Source organism: Cytobacillus sp. IB215665 (assembly GCF_033963835.1).
Classification (GTDB): Bacteria; Bacillota; Bacilli; order Bacillales; family SM2101; genus Nanhaiella.
In genome coordinates, this window is sequence record NZ_JAXBME010000007.1 from 179,005 (window position 1) to 201,063 (window position 22,059).

Genomic DNA, 22,059 nt, shown 5'->3' on the forward strand with positions numbered 1-22,059 from the left:
CGAATAGGACTTACTAATTTCAGATTAATTTGTTAAATTATTATAAATTATTTTAAATACCCATTATTTATACAATTGTTTATTCCATTAAAGGATCCTTTATTTATCTGGCCATAAAAAAGAAAAAGACACTTATCCGTATTTCAGATTTGCGCCATCTTATGCCAGTTTTAGAGCACTCAGTAGGATCAATTACAGATCTGGCTCTATTTACTGGCAGTTGATATTCATTTATGTTATTGCATACTAATAAAACTTGTTTGGTTAGTCAAAATAAACGTATTTTTGTAGCACATCAATAGCACGATCAATTTCTTCTAATTCTTTTTGAGAAGGATTCTTGATTCTGTTATTGAACTTGATCAAGATGCGATTATAAATTTCTTCAATCAACTTCTCCCCCTCCTTAGAGAGAGAAATGTACTGTTTTCTTCGATCCTCTACATCCGAACTTCTTTTTATTAAATTGTGTTCCCCTAATTTTTTTAGTTCACGGCTAACATTTGGCATTGATATATGAAGACAATCGCTAACTTGGCTGGGACTAGTTCGTTTTTTTAATGCTATTAAAACAAGAATATCATATTGTACGGATGTAATATTTTGTGGCTTCTCATCTTTCGAGAGTTCGTAAGTAACACTATATACTGAATCTGTAAATTTAATCAATTTATTAAAAAGAGTTATGTTGTCCATTATTTTCACCTCTAATAATAAGATATCAAAATAGATATCAAAATAAAATTATCAATTGACAACTAAAATAACTTAGGTTATATTTTATTTATCAAATGATAAATAAATGAGGTGAAGGAATGAACACTCTTATTATTTATACACACCCAAATCATAACAGCTTATCCTATGCATTTTTGCAAAAAATTATAGAAGGAAGTAAAGAGAATCCACATGTTACTGATTTAAAAGTAATAGATTTATATGAAGAAAAATTTACTCCTCAGCTTATATTTAATGAAGATAAATTAAGGAGAGATATGCATACTGATGCTGATCTAGAGAAGTATAGAAAACAAATATTGTGGGCAGATAAAATTGTTTTTGTTTATCCAATTTGGTGGGGAAGGCCTCCTGCAATGCTCTTAGGATTTATTGATCGAGTGTTTGCTTCTAATTTTGCTTATAAAAATAAGGGACGACTAGGGATGGCAGAAGGACTTTTAAAAGGAAAATCAGTAGTCTGTGTTTCTACAATGAAGGGGCCTACGAATTATCCACTTATTTTCTTAAATAATGTTCATAAAGTATTAATGAAGAAAGCAATAATGAATTTTGTAGGCATCAAAAAAGTAAAATTCTTTGAATTTGGTAATATGGAGAGTCAAGAAGGTAGACAATCACAAAAGTTAAATAAAACGTATCGCTACTTTCAAAAAGTATCAAATTAGGAATTTGTACAGATAGATGATAAAGGAATAACATATAAAAGTAGCGTTCTTATAGTCTTTCCTAATTTATTTTCGTTCTACATGGCATGATGTAGAACATTTATTGCACCATCTTGTATTATGAGGTCAACCAGCTACCTGGTTGACCCATTTTTAATAGCCATTAGTCTTAAGGTCGAGATAGCCCTACTATCTCGAGTCATTTTGCGGAAAATCACTTGAATTTTTTAGCGCATGAAATGGAGAGGCTCCACTATACATTTACTTAAGAATAAATTGCGAGTTCACTTTAAAAAGCTTCAAATCAGCTATAACATCTTTATGGAACGATGTCCAAAATTCATTTGTACACGTTGGTAGATTATTAGGACTAAAAAACTTTGCGTTACTTGTTTCGTAGGTATTTTTCTTTATTGATCCTGTCCACTTATCAACTAAAAACAAGAACTCAAACAGTTGATATTCATCCCCGTATTTATTTTTATTTGAGTATTTTTGGTTTGTATAGACTGCAATTGCTTTTGAAGAAAGTACATATAGACCGGTTTCTTCTTTCACTTCTCTAACTAAACATTCATGAATAGATTCATTTAATTCAATCGAACCAGCAGGCATCCCCCACTTACCTTCACCTGATCTTTCTACAAACAAAATTTTTCCATCTTCGTTTTCAATAATTGCTCTCACAGACGGAATAATTAATTTTTGATTCCCCACAAATGTCCTAAGATTCCCTAAATACGATTCTTCCCATTCCATCTATAAACCTCACTTCAACTATATACTCATGTGTTTGCCCTGCTGAGGTACAAATATATTTTAACTTGGTACAAAAAAGCCATATCAAAGATATGACTTTATAAGATTCTTATTAGCTAAACCTCACCCTAATAAGTAATGAGATGTTGTTAATTTAACGGACCAGTTACAGCAATACATTTTCCACTATAGGCATCCATTTTAACTGTTGCTTCTGCACCATTAAAAACCAAAGTAATACTTAAATCTCTTTGATTTGTTAATTGATTGAAAAATCCACTCTTAACATTAATTGATGTATGTACTGTTTCAAGGTCTTTTAAAGCATAATCAACCGATTTTATAGCTAATCGTTCTGAAGGATTATTCACACAGGCTAACGCTTGTTTTGTTGCATCATAAGTTGTCATTACTGGCTTTTGGTATTCAAAAGCCAAGAAAAATACAAGTACAATAACAATCCATAAAATAATTTTTTTCATTGAATCTCCTATTCATAGTGTAACTCTTTCCTGACTATTTCTCTCACGTTTTGATGTAGTTGAACCGTTAGTTGAATAATCTTTATGATAATCATACTACAAGAAGTAATGTTATTCCTTTACTATTTTACAACGCTGTTAATGATCCACTAACTTTGCGAAAAGAACTTATTAAAACCACTTTTAAAACACCAGTTTGTTGAGAAATATCGTATATTTAATAATTGATATTTGTATATATAGAATTTTCTACTTCGGGGAGGAGTGTATATATGCTCTTACCAATCAAAACTTCTAACTCTTTCTTAAAAGTATAGAATCCCTTCCAATGTAAAGAGGTGTGTGAAGTTGTTCCGTGCCGTAAACCAACTGAAATTAATCTTTTTTCAAGAGTAGTGAAGCCTTCTGCATCAGCGATAGCGTCACAGAGGGTAATGACTTTATTATATAAATCATAATCACTATGCTTATTTAAAATTTCAACCATCAGATTTTTCTTATAATCGGGAACAAGACTCCAATCTGCTGCAATCTCTAGATGTTCATTTCTACAAGGAAACGAATGAGTGATACAAATAATTGCATTTCCCTTATACCCCAAATCATTCATATAAATATAACCATCATAAGAGTGAATTACAGATTTTGGAAACCTTTATATCTACCTATATCGTGGAGAAGAGCAGCATTGTATGCCAAATCAATATTAAGATTGTACCCATTATTAATCAGTTCTGAGATAATACTCTCAGTTGCTCTTGCAACATTAATGGAATGATCAAACCATGGACCTGGATTTTGTTGATATGCCCACTCGAGTAATTCCATTGCATAAGTCCTTTCTAAAATGTATCTCATTAGGAATCCATCTTTCTCAAAAAGGCAACCCCTCCTTCACAAGGATTGCTCATGATAGCTTAACAACTTTATTTATAAATTCTCTATTTTCTTTTATAATTTACAGCATTGTAATTCTTCTACTTTTTTAACATTCTATTCGTTTTATAAATAAGCATCTCGGTATATTGGTGCTAATATTTCACTTCATCTACCATTGGTCTTTCTATATACACATACAGTAAAACCCCCTCCACTAATGAAAAAACAGCTTATTGTCTTTTGATTTTATTAGGATTTATGGAGATACTTACTTTTTCGACAGATTGTAACAATGTCCTTCTTTCGATTAAATGGACCTTTCAATGAAAAAAGATCCCCTCAACGATTACTTGTACTCATATAGTTATAGATAGTTAAACGTTTTTATATTTTCTAATCTCCATTAATCTTATTATAAAACAGCAAGGATGGAAACCTAACGTAATTTAGCCGATTTAAATGGAGTCTATAATAATATGTGAATTTTATTAGAGGAATAAATTTCTACTGTTTTTGTTTACAATCATATATTTACACATGTATAATTCTTTTTTAATACAACGATATGATATGCTGAGGAGTGATTCTATTGGATATTAAACTTGATGACTTAACAGGCACTGAAATAACTTCATTAATAGAAGAGCATGTCCATAACATGGGGGTTCATTACCCAGACGATATTAATTATGGTTTTAATATAGAAGATTTAAAAAAACCTGAAATTACATTTTGGAGTGCATGGGAACAAAATGAATTAGTTGGTTGTGGAGCACTTATAGAACTTGACTCTCAGCACGGGGAATTAAAATCTATGAAAACAGTTCCTTCACATTTACGTAAAGGAGTTGCCAAGCAAATACTTGAACATATAATTGAAGAAGCTAAGAAACGAGGTTATATACGGCTAAGTTTAGGGACCGGTGTTATGGAAGCTTTTGAAGCTGCTCGTAAACTCTATGAAAATTATGGATTTGAATATTGCAAGCCATTTTCAGATTACGAAGATGATCCATATAGTGTATTTATGACAAAAGAATTATGAGTAGTCATACAGCTTAATATTATCTTCTATAAACGTTTAACGGAACGGCTTTATGTCATTAAAAAGGTATTCATTCAAGGATATAACTACACCCTTTTATATAACCATATTCAAAGTTTTTTATAACCACGGTGACTTTTTTCAAATCTACAATAACAAAAGGCTATCTCTAAGTCTTATTTAAGACTTCATGAGATAGCCTATCTTTATAAATTACTTGTTGCTATTAAAAAAATTTGAACAGTAATAACATCTCTTTAAACTAGAAAAAGACCTACAAAAAAAGTTTGTTTACAAAACTAAAAACCTTCATACCACTATCTTATACTAGTTTTTTCTTCATACCTTTTGACGATTTGGTCTGCTGCTCCATTAAATAACCCATCACATAATATAGTCCCGCACTAACGAAAGCTAGTAAGCCAATGACATAAAAAGTATTAGTAAAACCGATCCATATCGTTAAAGGAATAGATATTGGAGCAAGTGTACGACCTATCGTAAATCTTAAGCTAGCTGCAGCATAATATTGTCCCCTCATATTTTCAGGTGCGAGCTTAGCAACATACCCTTCCTGTATGCCAACAGCCATTAATTCTGCGGCTGTAAATAAAAACATAGCAAAAAATAAGCCCCAAATGTTTACAGTACTACCGAACAGTATAATTGCTACCCCGTAAGTCAATGCCGACATCATAAACACGTTCCGCTCATTAAATTTGTTTGATACCTTTGTAGCAAGAACAGTGAATAAAGCAACTAACAAACCGTTTTCCGCAATCACCCAGCTAAACGCTTGTTCACCAGAAGCTTTCAATGTCCATTCATTAAAAGAGAGTATTGTTTGAACTGGTACAATTTCTGCCATATATACAGCTAACAATAAGTCCATCTGCATAAACGTTTGTGCAACTAATATACCTGCAATAATAAAGATAAAGAATACTTTATCAGTCACAATTACTCGGTAATTTCTCATTTGTTCCATTACAAATGAGTACCACTTCTTATCTCCATCCTCTTGCTTCGTCTGTTCAAATTTCGGCGCCGTTTCTCGTACATATATTTGTAAAACAATTGAAAATATCACACTCGTTACAAATGCTATAACAAGCAACTCAAAGCGATAATTGAAAAAGAATATCCCTCCCAGTATTGGTCCGACAACTACTGCTATATTAATCATCATATAAAAAATTGCAAATACATTGTTTCTATCTTTTTCTGGAACCACATCCGCTACCATTGCATGACTCGCTGGCCAATAAAGAGAACCCCATATTCCTAATAATGAAAACGCTATAAATGATAATACAGGTGATTCGTACCATGGTGAGTTAGCAGCAGCAAACAGTATAAATGAAAATGCCGTTCCAATATAAGAATATACCATCATTTTTTTGCGGCCAAAACGGTCAGCACAATATCCTCCGAACAAATTAGCAATTACCCCAGCACATTGAGATAATATTAATAACAATCCCGCAGTTCCCTTACCAAAATGATCTGCAAAGTAGATCGCCATAAATGGGAAATACATCCAGAATAATATATTTATAACTCCTTCTCCAAACAAACGGACCTTTAAATTACGATCCCAATCTTTCCACTTCATATGATACACCACATTTCTCCAATTTTCCTTTATTTTCTAACCGCTATCCATATTCTCATTCTCTTTTGTTTTATAACAGGTTGTATTACATCTTTCCATATTCAAGCCCCCTACAAAAAGTATCATTTGATAAACTTAGTGAATTTTCACGAAAAAAAAGCGTACCGTAGGCATACGATACGCTTTTTGGATATCACATTATAGAGACAACACTTTTGTGCCCCTTCTATTCCTCCAATAAAATAACGCAGCCCACGATATATACGTGAACTGCGTTATACATTTACAATTTAAATAAATCGTTAATGAATAACCGCTGAGGTCACGTAATGTATATTTGTAATAGTTGATAAGAACTGATTTATGTTTAACATAATAACGTAACCTCCTTCTTTTATAAGTCTTTAACAGACTATCACGTCTTGCATAAATTTGTCAACAGCTGTATTTGTCTATTTTATTACAGTGTGAGATTATTGGTTGTTATTAATTGTGATCTTGAAGAATACACCATTGACAGTTACGACAACATATATTAAACTTACAAACAAGCTTAGAAGAGAGAGTTATGAAATTTGATCAATCTTTTGATCAACCCATATTGCAATATAAAAGGAGAAACATAGTCACACTAAAAGCTGACAAGTTCTGTTTATTCCTTTATAAATAAACGATTCATTATAAGTTTAGTTGAGAATGAGTATGATTAGTTGAGGCGAGTATAGTTATAATGTCATTAAAAGTACATGCAAAATGCATGCTACTTTATTTAGATACATCTTTTTTTCTTCAATATTTATTCACTTTCCTCAACCATTTCATTCTCCATTATTAATTAAAGGAGAAGTGAACAATGGAAACTCTACAACATTTTATTCAAGATACGGATCAATACCGTACAATCCCATTAACTTATAGTTTCTTATCAGATACATTAACAGCGGTCCAATTATTTCAAACGTTACGAGATCAAGCAACTTATATTTTAGAAAGTCATGACCCTTCTTCTCCATGGTCAAGATATTCATTTATCGGCTTAAACCCATTTATAAAAATTAAAGAAGAGCAGCGCACGTTTCAAATATACGATTACACAAATGATAGCGTAGCTGAAGCTGCTAGTTTTAAAGATGCTTTAAATGATGTATTAAATAATTTAGCTGTAAAGATTCCTGAAGTGAATTTTCCATTTAAAGGTGGTGGCGTAGGATATATTTCATATGACGCCATATCGGATTTTGAAAAAGTCCCTGAACCAAACAATCAAGATATACGTGTTGCACGCTATCAATTTCTTTTTTGTGAAACAATTATTGCTTTCGATCATGAGAAAAAAGAAGTTGCCTTGCTACACTTTGTGCGTTTAAACGGTGATGAAACCAATGATGAAAAAACTTCACTCTACAACGGTGCAGTATCAAAAATAGACTCTTTACTTGAACAAATTAAACAGTCCACTACATTTTCTGATTTAATGATGCCTATTGAGCGAAACACTGAAATTGACCTTAAAGGTATTGAAAGTAATTATTCAAAGGAAAAGTTCAAGGAACATGTAAACAAAATAAAAGACTATATTTTAGACGGTGATATTTTTCAAGGAGTGTTATCTCAACGTTTTCATAAAAAAGTGAATGTGAGCGGCTTTGAGTTATATCGTGTATTACGCAAGGTTAATCCATCACCATATCTGTTTTACTTTCAAATGGATGGATTTGAGATCATTGGCAGCTCACCTGAGAGGCTAATACAAATTGAGAACGGACACTTAGAAATCCACCCGATTGCCGGCACCCGTCGCCGGGGTCGAACGAAAGAAGAGGACAAAGCACTTGAGCAAGAATTATTAGCAGATGAAAAAGAAATTGCCGAACATTATATGTTAGTAGACCTTGCAAGAAATGATATTGGTCGTGTTGCAAATTTCGGCTCAGTTGATACACCAGTGTTAAAGACTGTCACTCATTTTTCTCACGTCATGCACATTATTAGTAAAGTAACTGGTAGGTTACGTGATGACGTTCAACCAGTGGATGCTCTTGTGTCCTCTTTTCCAGCTGGAACAGTATCAGGTGCACCTAAAATCAGAGCTATGCAAATATTACAAGAGCTTGAACCTACCGCTCGTAACCTATATGCTGGTGCAATTGTTTATATTGGATATGACGGCAATATAGACTCATGTATTACGATTAGAACGATATTTCTCCAAGATGAAACGGCCTACGTTCAAGCAGGCGCAGGTATTGTTGCTGATTCAAAACCAGAGCTTGAATGGAAAGAAACAGTAAACAAAGCCAGTGCCTTATTACGAACGATTCAATCAGCCGAAAAGCTATTCGCAAAAGAGCCACAACAAGGAGGAATGACAAAATGATAAAAGATACGTTAAAACAATTAATTGAAGGTAACACTTTGTCAGAGCAGCAATCATTTCATACGATGAACGATATTATGTCCGGACAATTAACAAATAGCCAGCTAGCAACTTTACTTACTATTCTTCGCCTGAGGGGTGAAACCGTAGATGAAATTACTGGTTTTGCAAAAGCGATGAGGCACAATATGAAAACAATCGAATATAATGACGAAATTGTCGTTGATACGTGTGGAACTGGTGGTGACGGGCACTCTACTTTTAATATTTCTACTGCAGTTGCCATTTGCTTAGCTTCATTAGGTGTTAAAGTTGCTAAACACGGAAATAGGAATGTATCCTCTTCAAGTGGAAGCGCTGATGTTCTTGAAGAATTAAATATTCAAATTGAAACAACACCTGAACAAGGAAAAGAAGCTTTAATTAAAAAAGGAATGACGTTTTTATTCGCTCCAAACTATCACTTTGCGATGAAACATGCAGCGCCAGTTCGTAAAGAAATCGGCTTCCGTACATTATTTAATTTATTAGGGCCTATTTCAAACCCTGCAAACGCTAAGCATCAATTAATCGGGATTTTTGATACTAGCTATTCAGAAAAATTAGCACACACTCTTCATGCACTAGGCTCTAAACATGTATTATTCGTTACTGGACAAGATGGCCTAGATGAAATATCAATTACTGCAGACACTGATATCGTCGAGCTGAAAGATGGTAAAGTATCTCGCTATGTATTTTCTCCTGAAGATGCTGGCTTACCGAGAGGAAATATGGAAGATCTAAAAATATCAAGCCCTAAGGAAAGTGCAAAATTGATTCAACAAATTTTTACTGGAACAGCAAATGAAAGTGCAACGAACATCTTTTTGTTAAATGCAGGAGCCGGATTATATGTAGCACAGCAAGTATCGAGTATTGCTGAAGGGGTTCATCAAGTAAAACAAGCCATTGATCGTGGAGATGTTCATAAATATTACGAATCGATCAGAGATTTAAAGGAGGAGCAGCTCCATGCTTGAAAAGATTTTAGAAGTAAAACGTGAAGAGATTAATAAGTTAGAACTACGAGATGAAGTGCAAGTAGAAAAGTTTTCATTTTATGAAGCATTGAAAAATACTACTCTACCACTTGGACTAATTGCGGAGGTGAAAAAAGCATCTCCTTCCAAAGGGATCATTCGAGGAGATTTTCATCCAACGACTATTGCTAAAGCGTATGAACAAGCTGGAGCAAACGCAATTTCAGTACTGACGGATGAACCATTTTTTCAAGGACACCATTCATATTTATCTGATATAAAAAAAATAGTTAACATACCCGCTCTAAGAAAAGATTTTATTATCGATTCCATTCAAGTTGAAGAAAGTAGACGATTAGGAGCAGATGCCATCCTATTAATTGGTGAGGCACTATCTCCTGTTCACCTACATGAGTTATACGTACAAGCTCAAGAAGCCGATCTCGATGTATTAGTCGAGGTACATTCGAAAGAGACATTAAACAATGTATTATCAATATTCACACCAAAAATCATTGGTATTAACAACAGAAATTTAAAAACATTTGAAACATCACTCGAACAAACAATTGATTTAGTGAGTGATGTTCCGAAAGACAGCCTACTAGTTAGTGAAAGTGGCATTTTCACATATGATGATATTACAATGTTAAAACATTGTGGAGCGAACGCAGTGTTAGTAGGTGAAGCATTAATGCGTCAAGATGACCTAGTTCATGCAATACGCCAGTTAATGGGAAGTGAATACGTTGAAAACAACTAAGGTGAAATTGTGTGGCAACCGCTCACTCGTAGATTTAAAAACTACTACTACATCTACCGCTGACTATGTAGGGGTTATTTTCTCAGCGAGCAAACGTCAAGTTAACCCTTTTCAGCTAGCTGAGTGGATTGAAAAATATCCTCTACAAGACAATCAGCAACTAGTTGGTGTTTTTGTGAACGAGGATATTTCAACAATCTTGAACGTACTTGACAATGTAAACCTTGATGTCATCCAATTGCATGGAACTGAAACTGTGCCATATATATTATCCTTACGTGAACAAGTTGACATACCTATATGGAAAGTCATTCACCATCAACGTCAAGGGTTACAGCTTATGCAAACATATAGTGGCGTCGTTGACGGCTATGTCGTTGATAGTAAAGTCCAAGGTGCATGGGGTGGGTCTGGTATAACCTTCGATTGGGAAGCTGTTCCTTCATATCTTAAAGAAGCACAGCAGCAAGGTGTTCCTTGCTTTATAGCTGGAGGGATCACTCCTCAGAATGTGACACAATTGCTTCAATACGAGCCATTTGGAATTGATGTTTCTAGTGGTATAGAAACACAAGATCAGAAAGATGATGAGAAAGTAGCAAGCTTATTAGAAGAAATTCATAGAGAGGTAGATGTGAGATGAAACAGACAGTCCCTGACCAACAAGGACGCTTCGGTAAGTTCGGTGGAAAATACGTACCTGAAACGTTAATGGCACCATTAGCAGAATTAGAAGAAGCGCTACAAGAAGCAATGACCGACCCTGAATTTAAACAGCAGTATACAGAGATTTTAAAAGAGTATAGCGGACGACCGACTGCTCTAACGTATGCAGATCAGCTTACTGAAAAAATCGGTGGTGCGAAAATTTATTTAAAACGTGAAGATTTGAATCATACAGGTGCTCACAAATTAAATAATGCGATCGGACAGGCATTACTAGCAAAAAGAATGGGAAAGACAAAAATAATTGCAGAAACTGGTGCAGGCCAACACGGAGTTGCAACAGCAACTGTAGCAGCTAAATTTGGATTAGAATGTAAAGTCTTTATGGGTAAAGAAGATATTAGACGACAAAAATTGAACGTATTTCGTATGCAGTTATTAGGCGCTGAGGTCATTCCTGTCTCAAGCGGATCACAAACATTGAAGGATGCCACTAACGAAGCGATACGTTATTGGGTTAGCCACTGCGATGATCATTTCTATATTATCGGCTCAGTAGTTGGTCCTCATCCATACCCAAAAATGGTTAGAGACTTCCAACGAATTATCGGTGATGAAGCGAAAGAGCAATTTTTGTTAAAGGAAAATCATTTACCGAATCGGGTATATGCCTGTGTTGGTGGTGGTAGTAATGCAATCGGAATGTTCTATCCATTTTTAGAAGATGACGTAGAGCTAATTGGTGTCGAAGCTGCCGGACTTGGTGTCGATACTGATGAACATGCGGCAACTCTAACAAAGGGTACTCCTGGTGTCATTCATGGATCGCTCACCTATTTAATACAAGATGAGGACGGTCAAATTATTGAACCTTATTCCATTTCTGCTGGTTTAGATTATCCTGGTATTGGACCAGAGCATGCTTATCTTCATCAAACAAAACGTGTTCGCTATGAATATGTCACTGATGCCGAAGCATTAAATGCCCTACTGTTCCTTTCTCAAGAAGAAGGGATTATTCCTGCGATTGAAAGTGCTCATGCACTAGCAAAAGCATTCGAAGAAGCGAAACAAATGTCCAGTGATGAAACCATTCTTATTTGTTTGTCAGGACGCGGTGATAAGGATATGAGTACATTAATAGATAAGTTGAAAGGAGAAGATGACCATGATAGCTACAAAGCCATTTCGTTCAAAGCTCACTAAAACAAAAGATTTATTTATCCCATTTATTATGGCAGGTGACCCTTCTCCTGAACTTACGATTGACCTTGCTGTTAATTTACAGGAAGCCGGTGCCGATATACTTGAATTAGGAGTACCATACTCAGATCCATTAGCTGATGGACCAACTATCCAAGATGCTGCAAACCGAGCTCTGAAGCATAAGATGACTCTTAGAAAGGCTATCGAGCTTGTGCCTGAGATGAGAAAGAAGGGTGTATCAATTCCCGTCGTTATCTTTACTTATTATAATCCTGTATTACAAGTAGGTGAGGATGCATTTTTTAATCATATGAAGGAAAATGATGTCGATGGCTTGTTAATTCCTGATTTACCATTTGAAGAAAGTGAACAAATGAGAGACCGGTGTAACAAAGAAGGTATAGAATTTATATCACTCGTAGCTCCTAATTCAGAAGATCGTGTACAAAAAATCGCAGAAAATGCAACTGGCTTTTTATATTGTGTATCTTCGTTAGGTGTAACTGGGACAAGAAAAGAAATGAATACAGATATTTCATCCTTTTTAGAACATGTTAAGCGGCATAGCAAAGTACCTGTTGCCGTTGGTTTCGGTGTATCAACATACGAACAAGTAAAAATGCTTCAGCAACATTGTGACGGCGTAATTATTGGAAGTGCCATCATTAATATGATTGCAGCACAGCAAGATGTTTTATTAAATCAAGAAACTAGACAAGAAGCCTTGCAATCTTTTAAAAATAACATTATGAAGATGATAGGTAAATAATAAAAGCGGAGGCGACTTGTTCATCCCCGACAAGCGCTGGAGCCCCCATACTTGAAGGTGCCTTTTACCTTCGGGTGTGGGGGCGAAGTGACTCGAGGGGATTGGCGCAGGAGCTAGATAATAATAAAAGCGGAGGCGACTTGTTCATCCCCGACAAGCGCTGGAGCCCCCATACTTGAAGGTGCCTTTTACCTTCGGGTGTGGGGGCGAAGTGACTCGAGGGGATTGGCGCAGGAGCTAGATAATAATAAAAGCAGAGGCGACTTGCTTAGACTCGACTAGCACTGGAACCATTTCAACTGAAGGCGCTTTTTGCCTTTGGGTGAAATGGTGAAGTGATCTCGAGAGGCTAGGAGGCGGAGTTAGAGGAGACGACTGCAATTCCACCATTGCCCACGTCCTGTAGGTAACGGTGGAATGTTGTATCCGTGATATCCCTAGACTTACTCTCCTAAAAAATACATATTATATTATTTATTTTAGTTAAACAGTCTCACCTCAGTGAGACTGTTTAGCATGTAGCACAAACCATCTACCTCTTAATTTCCATTGTTAATACATTGGTAAAATTACTTGTTCGTGCAAATAAGGAACAATTCCCATGGTACCTACTTTGCTAATAAACTCTACTTCCTTCTCATAACCGTACTTTTTTAGCATAGAACCTACATGTGTTGCCAAAAGAAGGCTTTCTCCATTTTTCTTATTACCTCGATAAAAATAAAGAGCTGCTAGTGACGAGTCGGATAGGTCCCAGTCTTTATTTGTATGATTTAACAAAAAATCAAGAAAGCACCCTGCTCCATAAAAATCTTCTAAACAAAATTCACCAGATGTTCCAGAACAAATAATGACTACAGTTTCATCATTATGTTCACATTCAATTACTTCTGCTAATTTTGCAGCATTTAATAATGAGCCAATAAATACTTTTTTTGAACTAGCTGCTTTCCGAATCGCAACTGTTCCATTTGTTGTTGATAAGATCATCGTTTTCTCAGCTATTTTTTCTCTCAATGTTAATGGATTCGGATCAAGAAACCCTTCTATCGTCTTACCTTCATACTCCCCGACAAGTACATAGCTATTCTCTTGTCGATGCAATGATTCCTTTACTGCCTCCTCACCATTTAATACTGGTATAACTTCCTTCGCTCCATAGTATAGACCAGATGTAATTGTTGATGTCGCTAATAACACATCAAAAATGACCGCTAGCTTATTATCGAGCATTTTTTCGGAATCAATTTCTTCCTTTCGCATCAATAGATGAATTTTTGACATCATAGCACCTCAATACGAATCATTTTTGTTGGATGTATGCAGTGCATGAATAATTAATGCATTTACAAAATGATTGAAATACTCAAAACGTGGATCTTTCGTTTGTCCCTTTTTCCATCGATAGTAGATTTGCTGACATATACCTGCTAGTTTAAAGTAAGCAAAAGTCAAATAGAAGTTAATATTAGACACATCAAGACCACTTTTTTCTGCATATGCACTTATGAACTCCTCGCGAGTCATAAAACCTTTTTGAATTGTTACTGAGGTGCCTCCTAACCCTATTTTTAAAATATCAGGATCATCCTGCTGTATCCAATAACTCATAGCTACACCTAAATCTAGCAATGGATCTCCAACCGTAGTCATTTCCCAATCAAATAAACCTACCATTTTTGTCAAATCGTCTTTCGCGAACATGGCATTATTAAGTTTAAAATCATAATGGATTGGAGTAGATTGTGGAGATTTAGGAATGTGAGAAACTAGCCATTTTGTCAATAAATCGACTTCAGGAATATCATCTGTTTTCGCTCTATCATATCTCTTAATCCATCCATGTACTTGCCTTTCTAAAAACCCATCAGGGTTAGTAATTTCTGTTAGCTTTGTTTGCTTATAATCAATACTATGGAGTTGAACAAGTGAGTTTACCATTTCCATAGAGATATTTCTTGTTAATTCTGGCGTAATCGATACACCCTTCGGAAATGAAGTATCTATGACAACCCCATTTTTTCGCTCCATTATAAAAAACGGGCTACCAACGATCGTTTCATCCGGAGAAAATAACAAAGGCTTAGGTGCAATAGGATAATGGGGATGCAACTCTTGTAAAATATGAAATTCCCTTTGCATATCATGGGCTTTTGGAGCTACAGGACCTAAAGGTGGACGACGAAGAACCGCCACCCAATCCCCTATTGTAAGTTCGTATGTTAAATTTGAATGACCTGCACTGAACTGCTTAATCTCAAGAGGAGCATCTGGTAAATCTACAAATTCAGTGTGCAAAAATTTCTTTAGTTTTTCAACCTGTAAGTCTTCTCCTTTTCGAATAGGTATCGTATCTGTCATTTTTTAGCACCTCTTTATTAAATATTATTTTATTTAGAACATCAAGTTTGTTATTCCATTGTCTTTTCACTTAATATGTTTGTTGTTTTTCGATTGAAATACCCCACCTATAAAGTGAGGTAAAAACTATAAAACACACTTAGCTTAACTTGACAAGTTGTGTTGATCGCCTTTTGTTACAGCATATGAGTTTTTAATGAATCTACTTTTCATCAGCTTTATTCGAGACGCTTTATTCTTTTCAACCCTTTTAACTTAGTAAAAATAGTACGAAAGTTTATGAGAAGAGCTTTTCATTATTGTTGACCTGCTCTTTATTTCTTCTAAGCTCCATTTTGGCAATTTGTGCTCTATGCACTTCATCTGGCCCATCAGCAAGGCGCAGTGTTCTTGCGTTAGCCCATTGTGCCGCAAGTGTATAATCATCGCTCACCCCTATTGCTCCAAAAGACTGAATCGCTCTATCAATGACTTTTAGTGCTAAATTGGGAGCCACCACTTTGATCATCGCTATCTCCATTTTTGCTTGTTTATTACCTACTGTATCCATCATATAAGCAGCCTTCAACGTAAGTAACCGAGCCTGCTCTATTTCAATTCTAGAATCTGCAATCCACTCTTTTATTACACCTTGATCTGCTAATCGCTTACCGAAAGCAACTCGGTGTTGTACTCTATCACACATTTCTTCTAGTGCTCTTTCAGCAGCTCCAATTAAGCGCATACAATGATGGATCCTTCCGGGTCCAAGTCGACCTTGGGCAATTGCAAACCCTTTCCCTTCCCCCCATATTAAGTTCTCTGCTGATACTCGGACGTTATTATACGTAATTTCTGCATGTCCATGAGGTGCATGGTCATAGCCAAACACAGATAAACACCTTTCAATCTTAACTCCTGGTGTATCAAGAGGAACAATAATCATAGATTGTTGTTCATGCTTTTGAGCATCGAAGTTAGATTTCCCCATGACTATAGCTACTTTACAACGGGGATCACCAGCACCCGATGACCACGTTTTACGTCCGTTGATGACGTATTCGTCACCTTCTCGAATAATACTCGCCTCAATATTAGTAGCATCAGATGAAGCCACATTAGGTTCAGTCATCGAAAAACAAGAACGAATCTCACCTTCTAGTAGCGGTTTTAACCATTTTTCTTTTTGTTGTTCAGTACCATATCTCACTAACACTTCCATATTGCCTGTATCTGGTGCACCGCAGTTAAATATTTCAGGTGCTATGATTGAACGCCCCATAATCTCACATAATGGAGCATATTCAACATTCGTTAACCCAGCACCATATTGACTATCTGGCAAGAACAAATTCCACAGCCCTTCTGCTTTTGCTTTGTTTTTTAATTCCTCCATTATTGGAGGTACCGTCCATCTACTCTCACTCTCGTTTAATTGTTGTTCAAAAGTTTTTTCATTTGGATAAACATACTTTTCCATGAAATCTATTAAGCTATTTTGCAACACTTTAACCTTATCAGAATATGAAAAATTCATCTTACTCCCCCTCACATACTTACTGGTCAGTACGTAGAACTATTACTATCATACATCTTCTTATTTGATTTATTCAAGGTTATTTTAAAAATGTTTTGAAAATTCAAATTTAGGTATATAATGTAATTAGATTTACAAGTTAACAATACAATGATCATATTTGCACATCTTATTAAAACGATAAGAATAGCCATATAACAACTACTGCAACTATTATGAAATCACGCTTATAATAAGTATTCTTTTGCTAGACGTCAGGAAATTTTAATGTGAAATTTTCATTTACATGAGGAGGTAATTATGACTACATTAAAAAACCAAACAATAGGAGATGTACTCCTTGAAGCGGTTTCCAAGTATCCTGATCAAGAAGCAGTTGTTTACTCAAAGTTAGGAAAAAGATTAACGTATAAGCAATTTTATGATGAGACAACAAATCTTGCGAAAGCATTACTAGGTCTAGGAATTAAAAAAGGTGATCACATAGCTGTATGGGCTACGAATGTTCCTGAATGGTTATTACTCCAATTTGCTTCTGCAAGAATAGGAGCAATTCTCGTAACAGTTAATACTAGTTATCAAGAATCCGAGTTAGCATATTTATTGAAGCAATCAGATTCAACAAGTTTGTTTTGTATTAACGGATATAAGGGAACTTCTTACATAGATATTATAGAAGAGATTACTAAGTCAACAACGCAAATTCTCAATAGAGAACAGCTCGATATTGATGACTTACCTTTCTTAAAAAACATCATTTATATCGGTTCTGGAGAGACTCCATCATATATGCTGAATTGGAATCAGCTTTTGGAACTTAGTCATGACATAACAGATATACAACTTAAGGATGTTGAGATATCTTTAAGTCCAGATGAAGTTATAAATATGCAGTATACTTCTGGCACAACTGGATTTCCCAAAGGTGTCATGTTAACACATAATAATATTGTTAATAACGGATATTTGGTTGCTCAAGCAATGAAGTTGTCAAATAACGATAAATTATGTATCCCCGTACCATTTTTCCATTGCTTTGGCTGTGTCCTAAGTATTTTAGCCTGTGTTTCCGTTGGAGCTACAATGGTACCTATTGTAGAATTTAACCCAGAAGAAGTATTGATAACAGTGGAACAAGAGCAGTGTACCGCATTACATGGTGTTCCAACGATGTTCATCGCAGAATTAAATGATGAGAACTTTAACCGATATGATCTATCAACACTACGTACAGGAATTATGGCTGGCTCTAATTGTCCAATCGAAGTAATGAAGAAAGTCATGACCGAGATGGGTATGGAGGAAATTACAATTGCCTACGGTCAAACTGAATCTTCACCTGTCATAACCCAAACGACGACTAATGATCCACTAGACAGACGTGTTAACTCCGTAGGTAAACCACACGAGCATGTAGAAGTTAAAATAGTCGATCCTGTTACTCGTAAAGAAGTACCATATGGAACACCTGGTGAACTTTGTACGAGAGGCTATTTAGTCATGAAAGGATATTACAACATGCCAGAAGCGACAGACGAGGCAATTGACCAAGATGGATGGCTTCATACTGGAGATTTAGCCATTATGGATGCTGATCATTATATAGAGATAACTGGAAGACTGAAAGATATGATTATCAGGGGTGGAGAAAATATATATCCCCGTGAAATAGAGGAATTCCTATATAGACACGATGATATTTTAGATGTACAAGTAATTGGCATTCCTGATGAAAAATATGGTGAGAAGGTAGCTGCTTGTATTAAAGTAAAGGAAGGTCGAACCATCACAGAAGAAGATGTGAAATCTTTTTGCACAGGTAAACTCGCTTTTTATAAGATTCCTGAATATATTCTATTTCTAAATGATTACCCAATGACTGCATCAGGTAAAATTCAAAAATATAAACTTCGTAAACAGGTAACTGAATGCATAAGCCAAAATAGTAAAACAGTATAGTGTATAAATAATAGATTCGTTAACGTACATAAAAGATTCACTGTTCCCAGTAAAGAAGGATCAGTGAATCTTATTATAAGCTACTACTATATGTCAATTAACGCATAAAAGTTATGAAGAAAGACTCCCATTATACTCTATCCTCATTATTGTTTAGAAAGTATTATATAAACTGTTGCATCAGCTTCAGTGTTATTTTGAAGACTAACCTTTTCATGACCCTCTAATCTTAGTAAGTGATCCTTTGACAGTTCATGTTCTTCACCGTTTACAACAAACTTCACTTCACCTCCGACCACCTGCACAAAAATGTCATGCTTAGGGTGATTATGCTCTGCTACTTCTCCCCCAGGTGCTAGCTTTACCAATACTGTTGTAGAGTAGTCTGTACGGTAGACCACTTTTTTTAGCACTTTATTGTCATTTGTAAAATCAGATATATTTTTTATTTCCATTTTCATTGCCTCCTAGTTATAGATAGGTTGATTGATAACTATTCTCATTATAGATCAAAATAAATCCCACCATAGTGATATGAATCACTAAGTGGTGGGGTTTTTTTCTTTCGTTAGTTTTTGTTTTCGATTCTCCCTAAAATAACTGCTGTGGCAAACCCAACAGTAAGCGTCACTATACTAATAATAATTTGTCCGTCAATTCCTGGGTAAATAACAAAGGTTGATCCAGCCACCATTCCAATAATAGCTGCATACATCATTATTGGATAAGAAGTAAGAAGATACTTTAACAATCTGCTCATAAGGACGATACCAGATAATACGCCCGCTCCAACAGCACCAATGACGATGAAATTAAACTCTGAAACTTCATGTAGAATAAGTTCATACATACCGATGAGCAACAATACAAAAGAGCCGCTTACACCTGGTAACACCATTGCCATACTTGCTAAAAAACCAGAAAAAAATAAAACTAATAATTGTGTAGCACCTATTGTCTCCAAAACGACAGTTTTTTGATTAAACAAAGATAGAGAAGCAATGGCTAGAAAGGCAATTACTAATAAGATATAGTGTTTACTAGTAAATGTATTTTTTATATCTGCTTTTATGTACAAAAACGGTAGTATACCGATAATTAACCCTAGAAAGAAAAAGTTAGTCGGTTGGGGGTATTCCTCCAATAGTACATCTATTAAATGACTTAAAAGAAATATAGCTGATAAAACCCCTACGCCTAAAGGAATTAAAAAGCCTAGTTGTTTTTTCCAATCTTTGCTAAAAAAACTATTAATCGCTTGTATCAATCTGTTGTATATGCCTAAAATGACTGCTATTGTTCCGGCACTTACTCCCGGAATAAGATCGCTTGTCCCCATAAGGAACCCTCTATAAAGATTTTTCCACTCCATATATTCACACCTTACTTATTGATAATTTAAGTAAAAACATTTCGTTGAAATTAACATCATATTATTTACTAGGTCATATGTCAAGTCCTATGTATAAACAGAAATTAATTGTGATTAGTAGAAAGAATAAAACAATCTATTTATTACTAGATTTGCAAGCTTCGGGAACATGATCATTGTATACCGGTAACGTGATACTAACGGTAGTACCAACTGTAACAACACTCTTAATATTGATTGTTCCTTTATGTTCATTTATGATTTTATTACTGATCGTTAACCCTAAGCCCATCCCTTTTTCTTTCAAGGTGAAGAATGGCTCTCCTATTTTATTGAGTCTTTCTTTCGGTATTCCTATGCCATCATCTACTACTATGACCTTAACAAACTTTTGATCAATATTGTTTACACTAATATCGATCCTTCCCCCTCTAGGCATAGCATCTATAGCATTTTTAACGATATTTATAAAAACTTGGATTAGTTGATTTCTATCACCGAATACTGTTGGGTCATATGAATCATTGCCAAAATCTATGATGATACCTTTCTCCTTCGCTTCATGTGATGTAATATTACAAACATATGATAGCGATTCACTTAATAAAAATGGATTATATTTTTTAGGCTGTGGCTTAGATAGTACTAACAGTTCACTAACAATGTGGTTAATTCTATCCATCTCTGACATGATGATCGAAAGATGATCTTTTGAAGCAGTATTATTTTCTCCCATTAACTGTAGAAACCCTTTAACACCTGTTAGTGGATTTCTAATTTCATGAGCTATTCCAGCCGCCATTTCACCGATTACCGACAATTTCTCTTTTTTCAATAGCATCGCTTCAGTAAGTTTTTGTTGTGTAATATCTCTACCAATAATGACGAGTCCTTTTCGTTCTCCACTATCATAAAACAATGGGACTTTTATCACATCGAAAGTTTTTGTCTCTTCATTAGGTAATATAAATGATTCATCTGCTCTTGTTATCTTCGCTTGCTTCCATGTATCGTTGTCTGATTTCAAACACTCATCAAACGCTTCTTTAAAAAAGGGATTAATTACCCCTAAATCTGCATCTGTTTTCCCAATATAATCAACCTCATTTAAGTGGTAAAGGTCTCGACCGAAATCATTTACCTTCAACCAACGTCCTTCACCATCTTTAAAACAAACGAAATCTGGCATCGAATTGATTAATAGCGATAATTGGTTTTCATCCTCTTCAGCCTTCTTACAATATTCAGTTTGTTTTATGAAACTATATAATAAATATGATGAAACCACTATAAAAATAATAGTTTCTACTAGTTTTAATGCGTAAGGATCGTGCATTATGTTAAGAAGAATCAGAATATCATCTATAAAAAAAATCCAAACTATACCACCAATAAAGTATGCCAATACAAGTCGCTTATTTACAATTAATCTTGAATGCATCTACTCACCTTTTTCAACAGTATATACGATGATCATTCGTTATGATTTAGCCTTTAGTAAATCTAGCACGTGCAATGTAAGAATAAAATTGTACGATATAAAATAAGCGATGATTTAAACACCGCCTATCATGCCCACTCTGTTGCTTTTTCGCAATAAAAGCTATATTCGCATATAACTAACGTTCGGAGCGTATTTTCTTCCAAAGGCTATAAAAATCACATATTACATATCACTTTCTTAAATGTAAGTGTTATGTAAAAGAGCCTCACAAAATATACAAATACTCCTCAATATTAGCTAGAAAGTAGTAGTCCAAATTAATTACATATTAGGTGAATGCATGATAATTCTATTATAACAGAGATATAATTTATCAGTTGGATTTTTTTACCCTCAAATTAGTATAGAATATAACATG

Annotated in this window: 19 protein-coding genes and 1 pseudogene; 9 read left to right on the forward strand and 11 right to left on the reverse strand. The window is 34.9% G+C overall.

Features of this window, described 5'->3' with window-relative positions; genetic code table 11:
• Positions 1-264 precede the first annotated feature (264 nt).
• On the reverse strand, positions 265-696 hold the full coding sequence (locus tag SLH52_RS11660) for a MarR family winged helix-turn-helix transcriptional regulator (protein WP_320209448.1): 432 nt from the start codon (positions 694-696) through the stop codon (positions 265-267).
• Positions 697-815: 119 nt separating this feature from the next.
• Between SLH52_RS11660 and SLH52_RS11665 the strand changes: the two genes are divergently transcribed.
• Positions 816-1,406, forward strand: a complete 591-nt coding sequence (locus tag SLH52_RS11665; protein ID WP_320209449.1) for an NAD(P)H-dependent oxidoreductase — start codon at positions 816-818, stop codon at positions 1,404-1,406.
• Between the two features lie 261 nt (positions 1,407-1,667).
• On the opposite strand, the gene SLH52_RS11670 is transcribed toward SLH52_RS11665, so the two are convergent.
• The 3 genes and pseudogenes from SLH52_RS11670 to SLH52_RS11680 form a co-directional block, all read right to left on the reverse strand.
• Positions 1,668-2,165, reverse strand: a complete 498-nt coding sequence (locus SLH52_RS11670; protein WP_320209450.1) for an NUDIX domain-containing protein — start codon at positions 2,163-2,165, stop codon at positions 1,668-1,670.
• Positions 2,166-2,314: 149 nt separating this feature from the next.
• On the reverse strand, positions 2,315-2,647 hold the full coding sequence (locus SLH52_RS11675; protein WP_320209451.1) for a hypothetical protein: 333 nt from the start codon (positions 2,645-2,647) through the stop codon (positions 2,315-2,317).
• A gap of 217 nt (positions 2,648-2,864) precedes the next feature.
• Positions 2,865-3,505 (reverse strand): annotated as a pseudogene (locus tag SLH52_RS11680) (HD domain-containing protein).
• Positions 3,506-4,115: 610 nt separating this feature from the next.
• Between SLH52_RS11680 and SLH52_RS11685 the strand changes: the two are divergent.
• On the forward strand, positions 4,116-4,571 hold the full coding sequence (locus SLH52_RS11685; RefSeq protein ID WP_320209452.1) for a GNAT family N-acetyltransferase: 456 nt from the start codon (positions 4,116-4,118) through the stop codon (positions 4,569-4,571).
• 322 nt (positions 4,572-4,893) lie between these two features.
• Here SLH52_RS11685 and SLH52_RS11690 read toward each other — a convergent pair whose 3' ends face one another.
• Complete coding sequence (locus SLH52_RS11690; protein WP_320209453.1) at positions 4,894-6,186, reverse strand: MFS transporter; 1,293 nt, start codon at positions 6,184-6,186, stop codon at positions 4,894-4,896.
• 853 nt (positions 6,187-7,039) lie between these two features.
• Between SLH52_RS11690 and trpE the strand changes: the two genes are divergently transcribed.
• The 6 genes from trpE to trpA are packed head-to-tail and all read left to right on the forward strand — an operon-like array spanning position 7,040 to position 12,989.
• The gene (trpE, locus tag SLH52_RS11695) at positions 7,040-8,563 is read left to right on the forward strand and encodes an anthranilate synthase component I (protein WP_320209454.1); all 1,524 of its coding nucleotides are present in this window, start codon (positions 7,040-7,042) and stop codon (positions 8,561-8,563) included.
• Positions 8,560-9,585: an anthranilate phosphoribosyltransferase gene (trpD, locus tag SLH52_RS11700; RefSeq protein WP_320209455.1), complete on the forward strand. Its 1,026-nt coding sequence runs from the start codon at positions 8,560-8,562 to the stop codon at positions 9,583-9,585. The genes trpE and trpD overlap by 4 nt, the downstream gene beginning before the upstream one ends.
• Positions 9,578-10,348, forward strand: a complete 771-nt coding sequence (trpC, locus tag SLH52_RS11705; RefSeq protein WP_320209456.1) for an indole-3-glycerol phosphate synthase TrpC — start codon at positions 9,578-9,580, stop codon at positions 10,346-10,348. The genes trpD and trpC overlap by 8 nt, the downstream gene beginning before the upstream one ends.
• Entirely contained in the window at positions 10,335-10,991 is a 657-nt protein-coding gene (locus SLH52_RS11710; RefSeq protein ID WP_320209457.1) for a phosphoribosylanthranilate isomerase, read from the forward strand. The genes trpC and SLH52_RS11710 overlap by 14 nt, the downstream gene beginning before the upstream one ends.
• On the forward strand, positions 10,988-12,220 hold the full coding sequence (gene trpB / locus SLH52_RS11715; RefSeq protein ID WP_320209458.1) for a tryptophan synthase subunit beta: 1,233 nt from the start codon (positions 10,988-10,990) through the stop codon (positions 12,218-12,220). Before SLH52_RS11710 ends, trpB begins: the two co-directional genes overlap by 4 nt.
• Positions 12,183-12,989 carry a tryptophan synthase subunit alpha gene (trpA, locus tag SLH52_RS11720; protein ID WP_320209459.1) on the forward strand — a complete coding sequence of 269 codons (807 nt, stop codon included), beginning with the start codon at positions 12,183-12,185 and terminating at the stop codon, positions 12,987-12,989. The genes trpB and trpA overlap by 38 nt, the downstream gene beginning before the upstream one ends.
• A gap of 552 nt (positions 12,990-13,541) precedes the next feature.
• Here the strand turns inward: trpA and SLH52_RS11725 are convergent.
• From SLH52_RS11725 to SLH52_RS11735, 3 genes are all read right to left on the reverse strand, one after another.
• Positions 13,542-14,273 carry a 2-phosphosulfolactate phosphatase gene (locus SLH52_RS11725; protein WP_320209460.1) on the reverse strand — a complete coding sequence of 244 codons (732 nt, stop codon included), beginning with the start codon at positions 14,271-14,273 and terminating at the stop codon, positions 13,542-13,544.
• A gap of 9 nt (positions 14,274-14,282) precedes the next feature.
• The gene (locus SLH52_RS11730; protein ID WP_320209461.1) at positions 14,283-15,350 is read right to left on the reverse strand and encodes a phosphotransferase family protein; all 1,068 of its coding nucleotides are present in this window, start codon (positions 15,348-15,350) and stop codon (positions 14,283-14,285) included.
• Between the two features lie 277 nt (positions 15,351-15,627).
• Complete coding sequence (locus SLH52_RS11735; protein ID WP_320209462.1) at positions 15,628-16,866, reverse strand: acyl-CoA dehydrogenase family protein; 1,239 nt, start codon at positions 16,864-16,866, stop codon at positions 15,628-15,630.
• Positions 16,867-17,166: 300 nt separating this feature from the next.
• Here SLH52_RS11735 and SLH52_RS11740 point away from each other — a divergent pair, with 300 nt between their 5' ends.
• Complete coding sequence (locus tag SLH52_RS11740) at positions 17,167-18,825, forward strand: AMP-binding protein (RefSeq protein ID WP_320209463.1); 1,659 nt, start codon at positions 17,167-17,169, stop codon at positions 18,823-18,825.
• 146 nt (positions 18,826-18,971) lie between these two features.
• Here the strand turns inward: SLH52_RS11740 and SLH52_RS11745 are convergent, their stop codons facing one another.
• The 3 genes from SLH52_RS11745 to SLH52_RS11755 form a co-directional block, all read right to left on the reverse strand.
• The gene (locus tag SLH52_RS11745; RefSeq protein WP_214481936.1) at positions 18,972-19,280 is read right to left on the reverse strand and encodes a cupin domain-containing protein; all 309 of its coding nucleotides are present in this window, start codon (positions 19,278-19,280) and stop codon (positions 18,972-18,974) included.
• Between the two features lie 113 nt (positions 19,281-19,393).
• Positions 19,394-20,197, reverse strand: coding sequence for a DUF368 domain-containing protein (locus SLH52_RS11750; RefSeq protein WP_214481935.1), 804 nt, complete (start codon positions 20,195-20,197; stop codon positions 19,394-19,396).
• A 136-nt stretch (positions 20,198-20,333) separates the two neighbouring features.
• Positions 20,334-21,638 (reverse strand): ATP-binding protein, encoded by a 1,305-nt coding sequence (locus tag SLH52_RS11755; RefSeq protein WP_320209464.1) that lies wholly within the window; start codon positions 21,636-21,638, stop codon positions 20,334-20,336.
• Between the last annotated feature and the right edge of the window lie 421 nt (positions 21,639-22,059).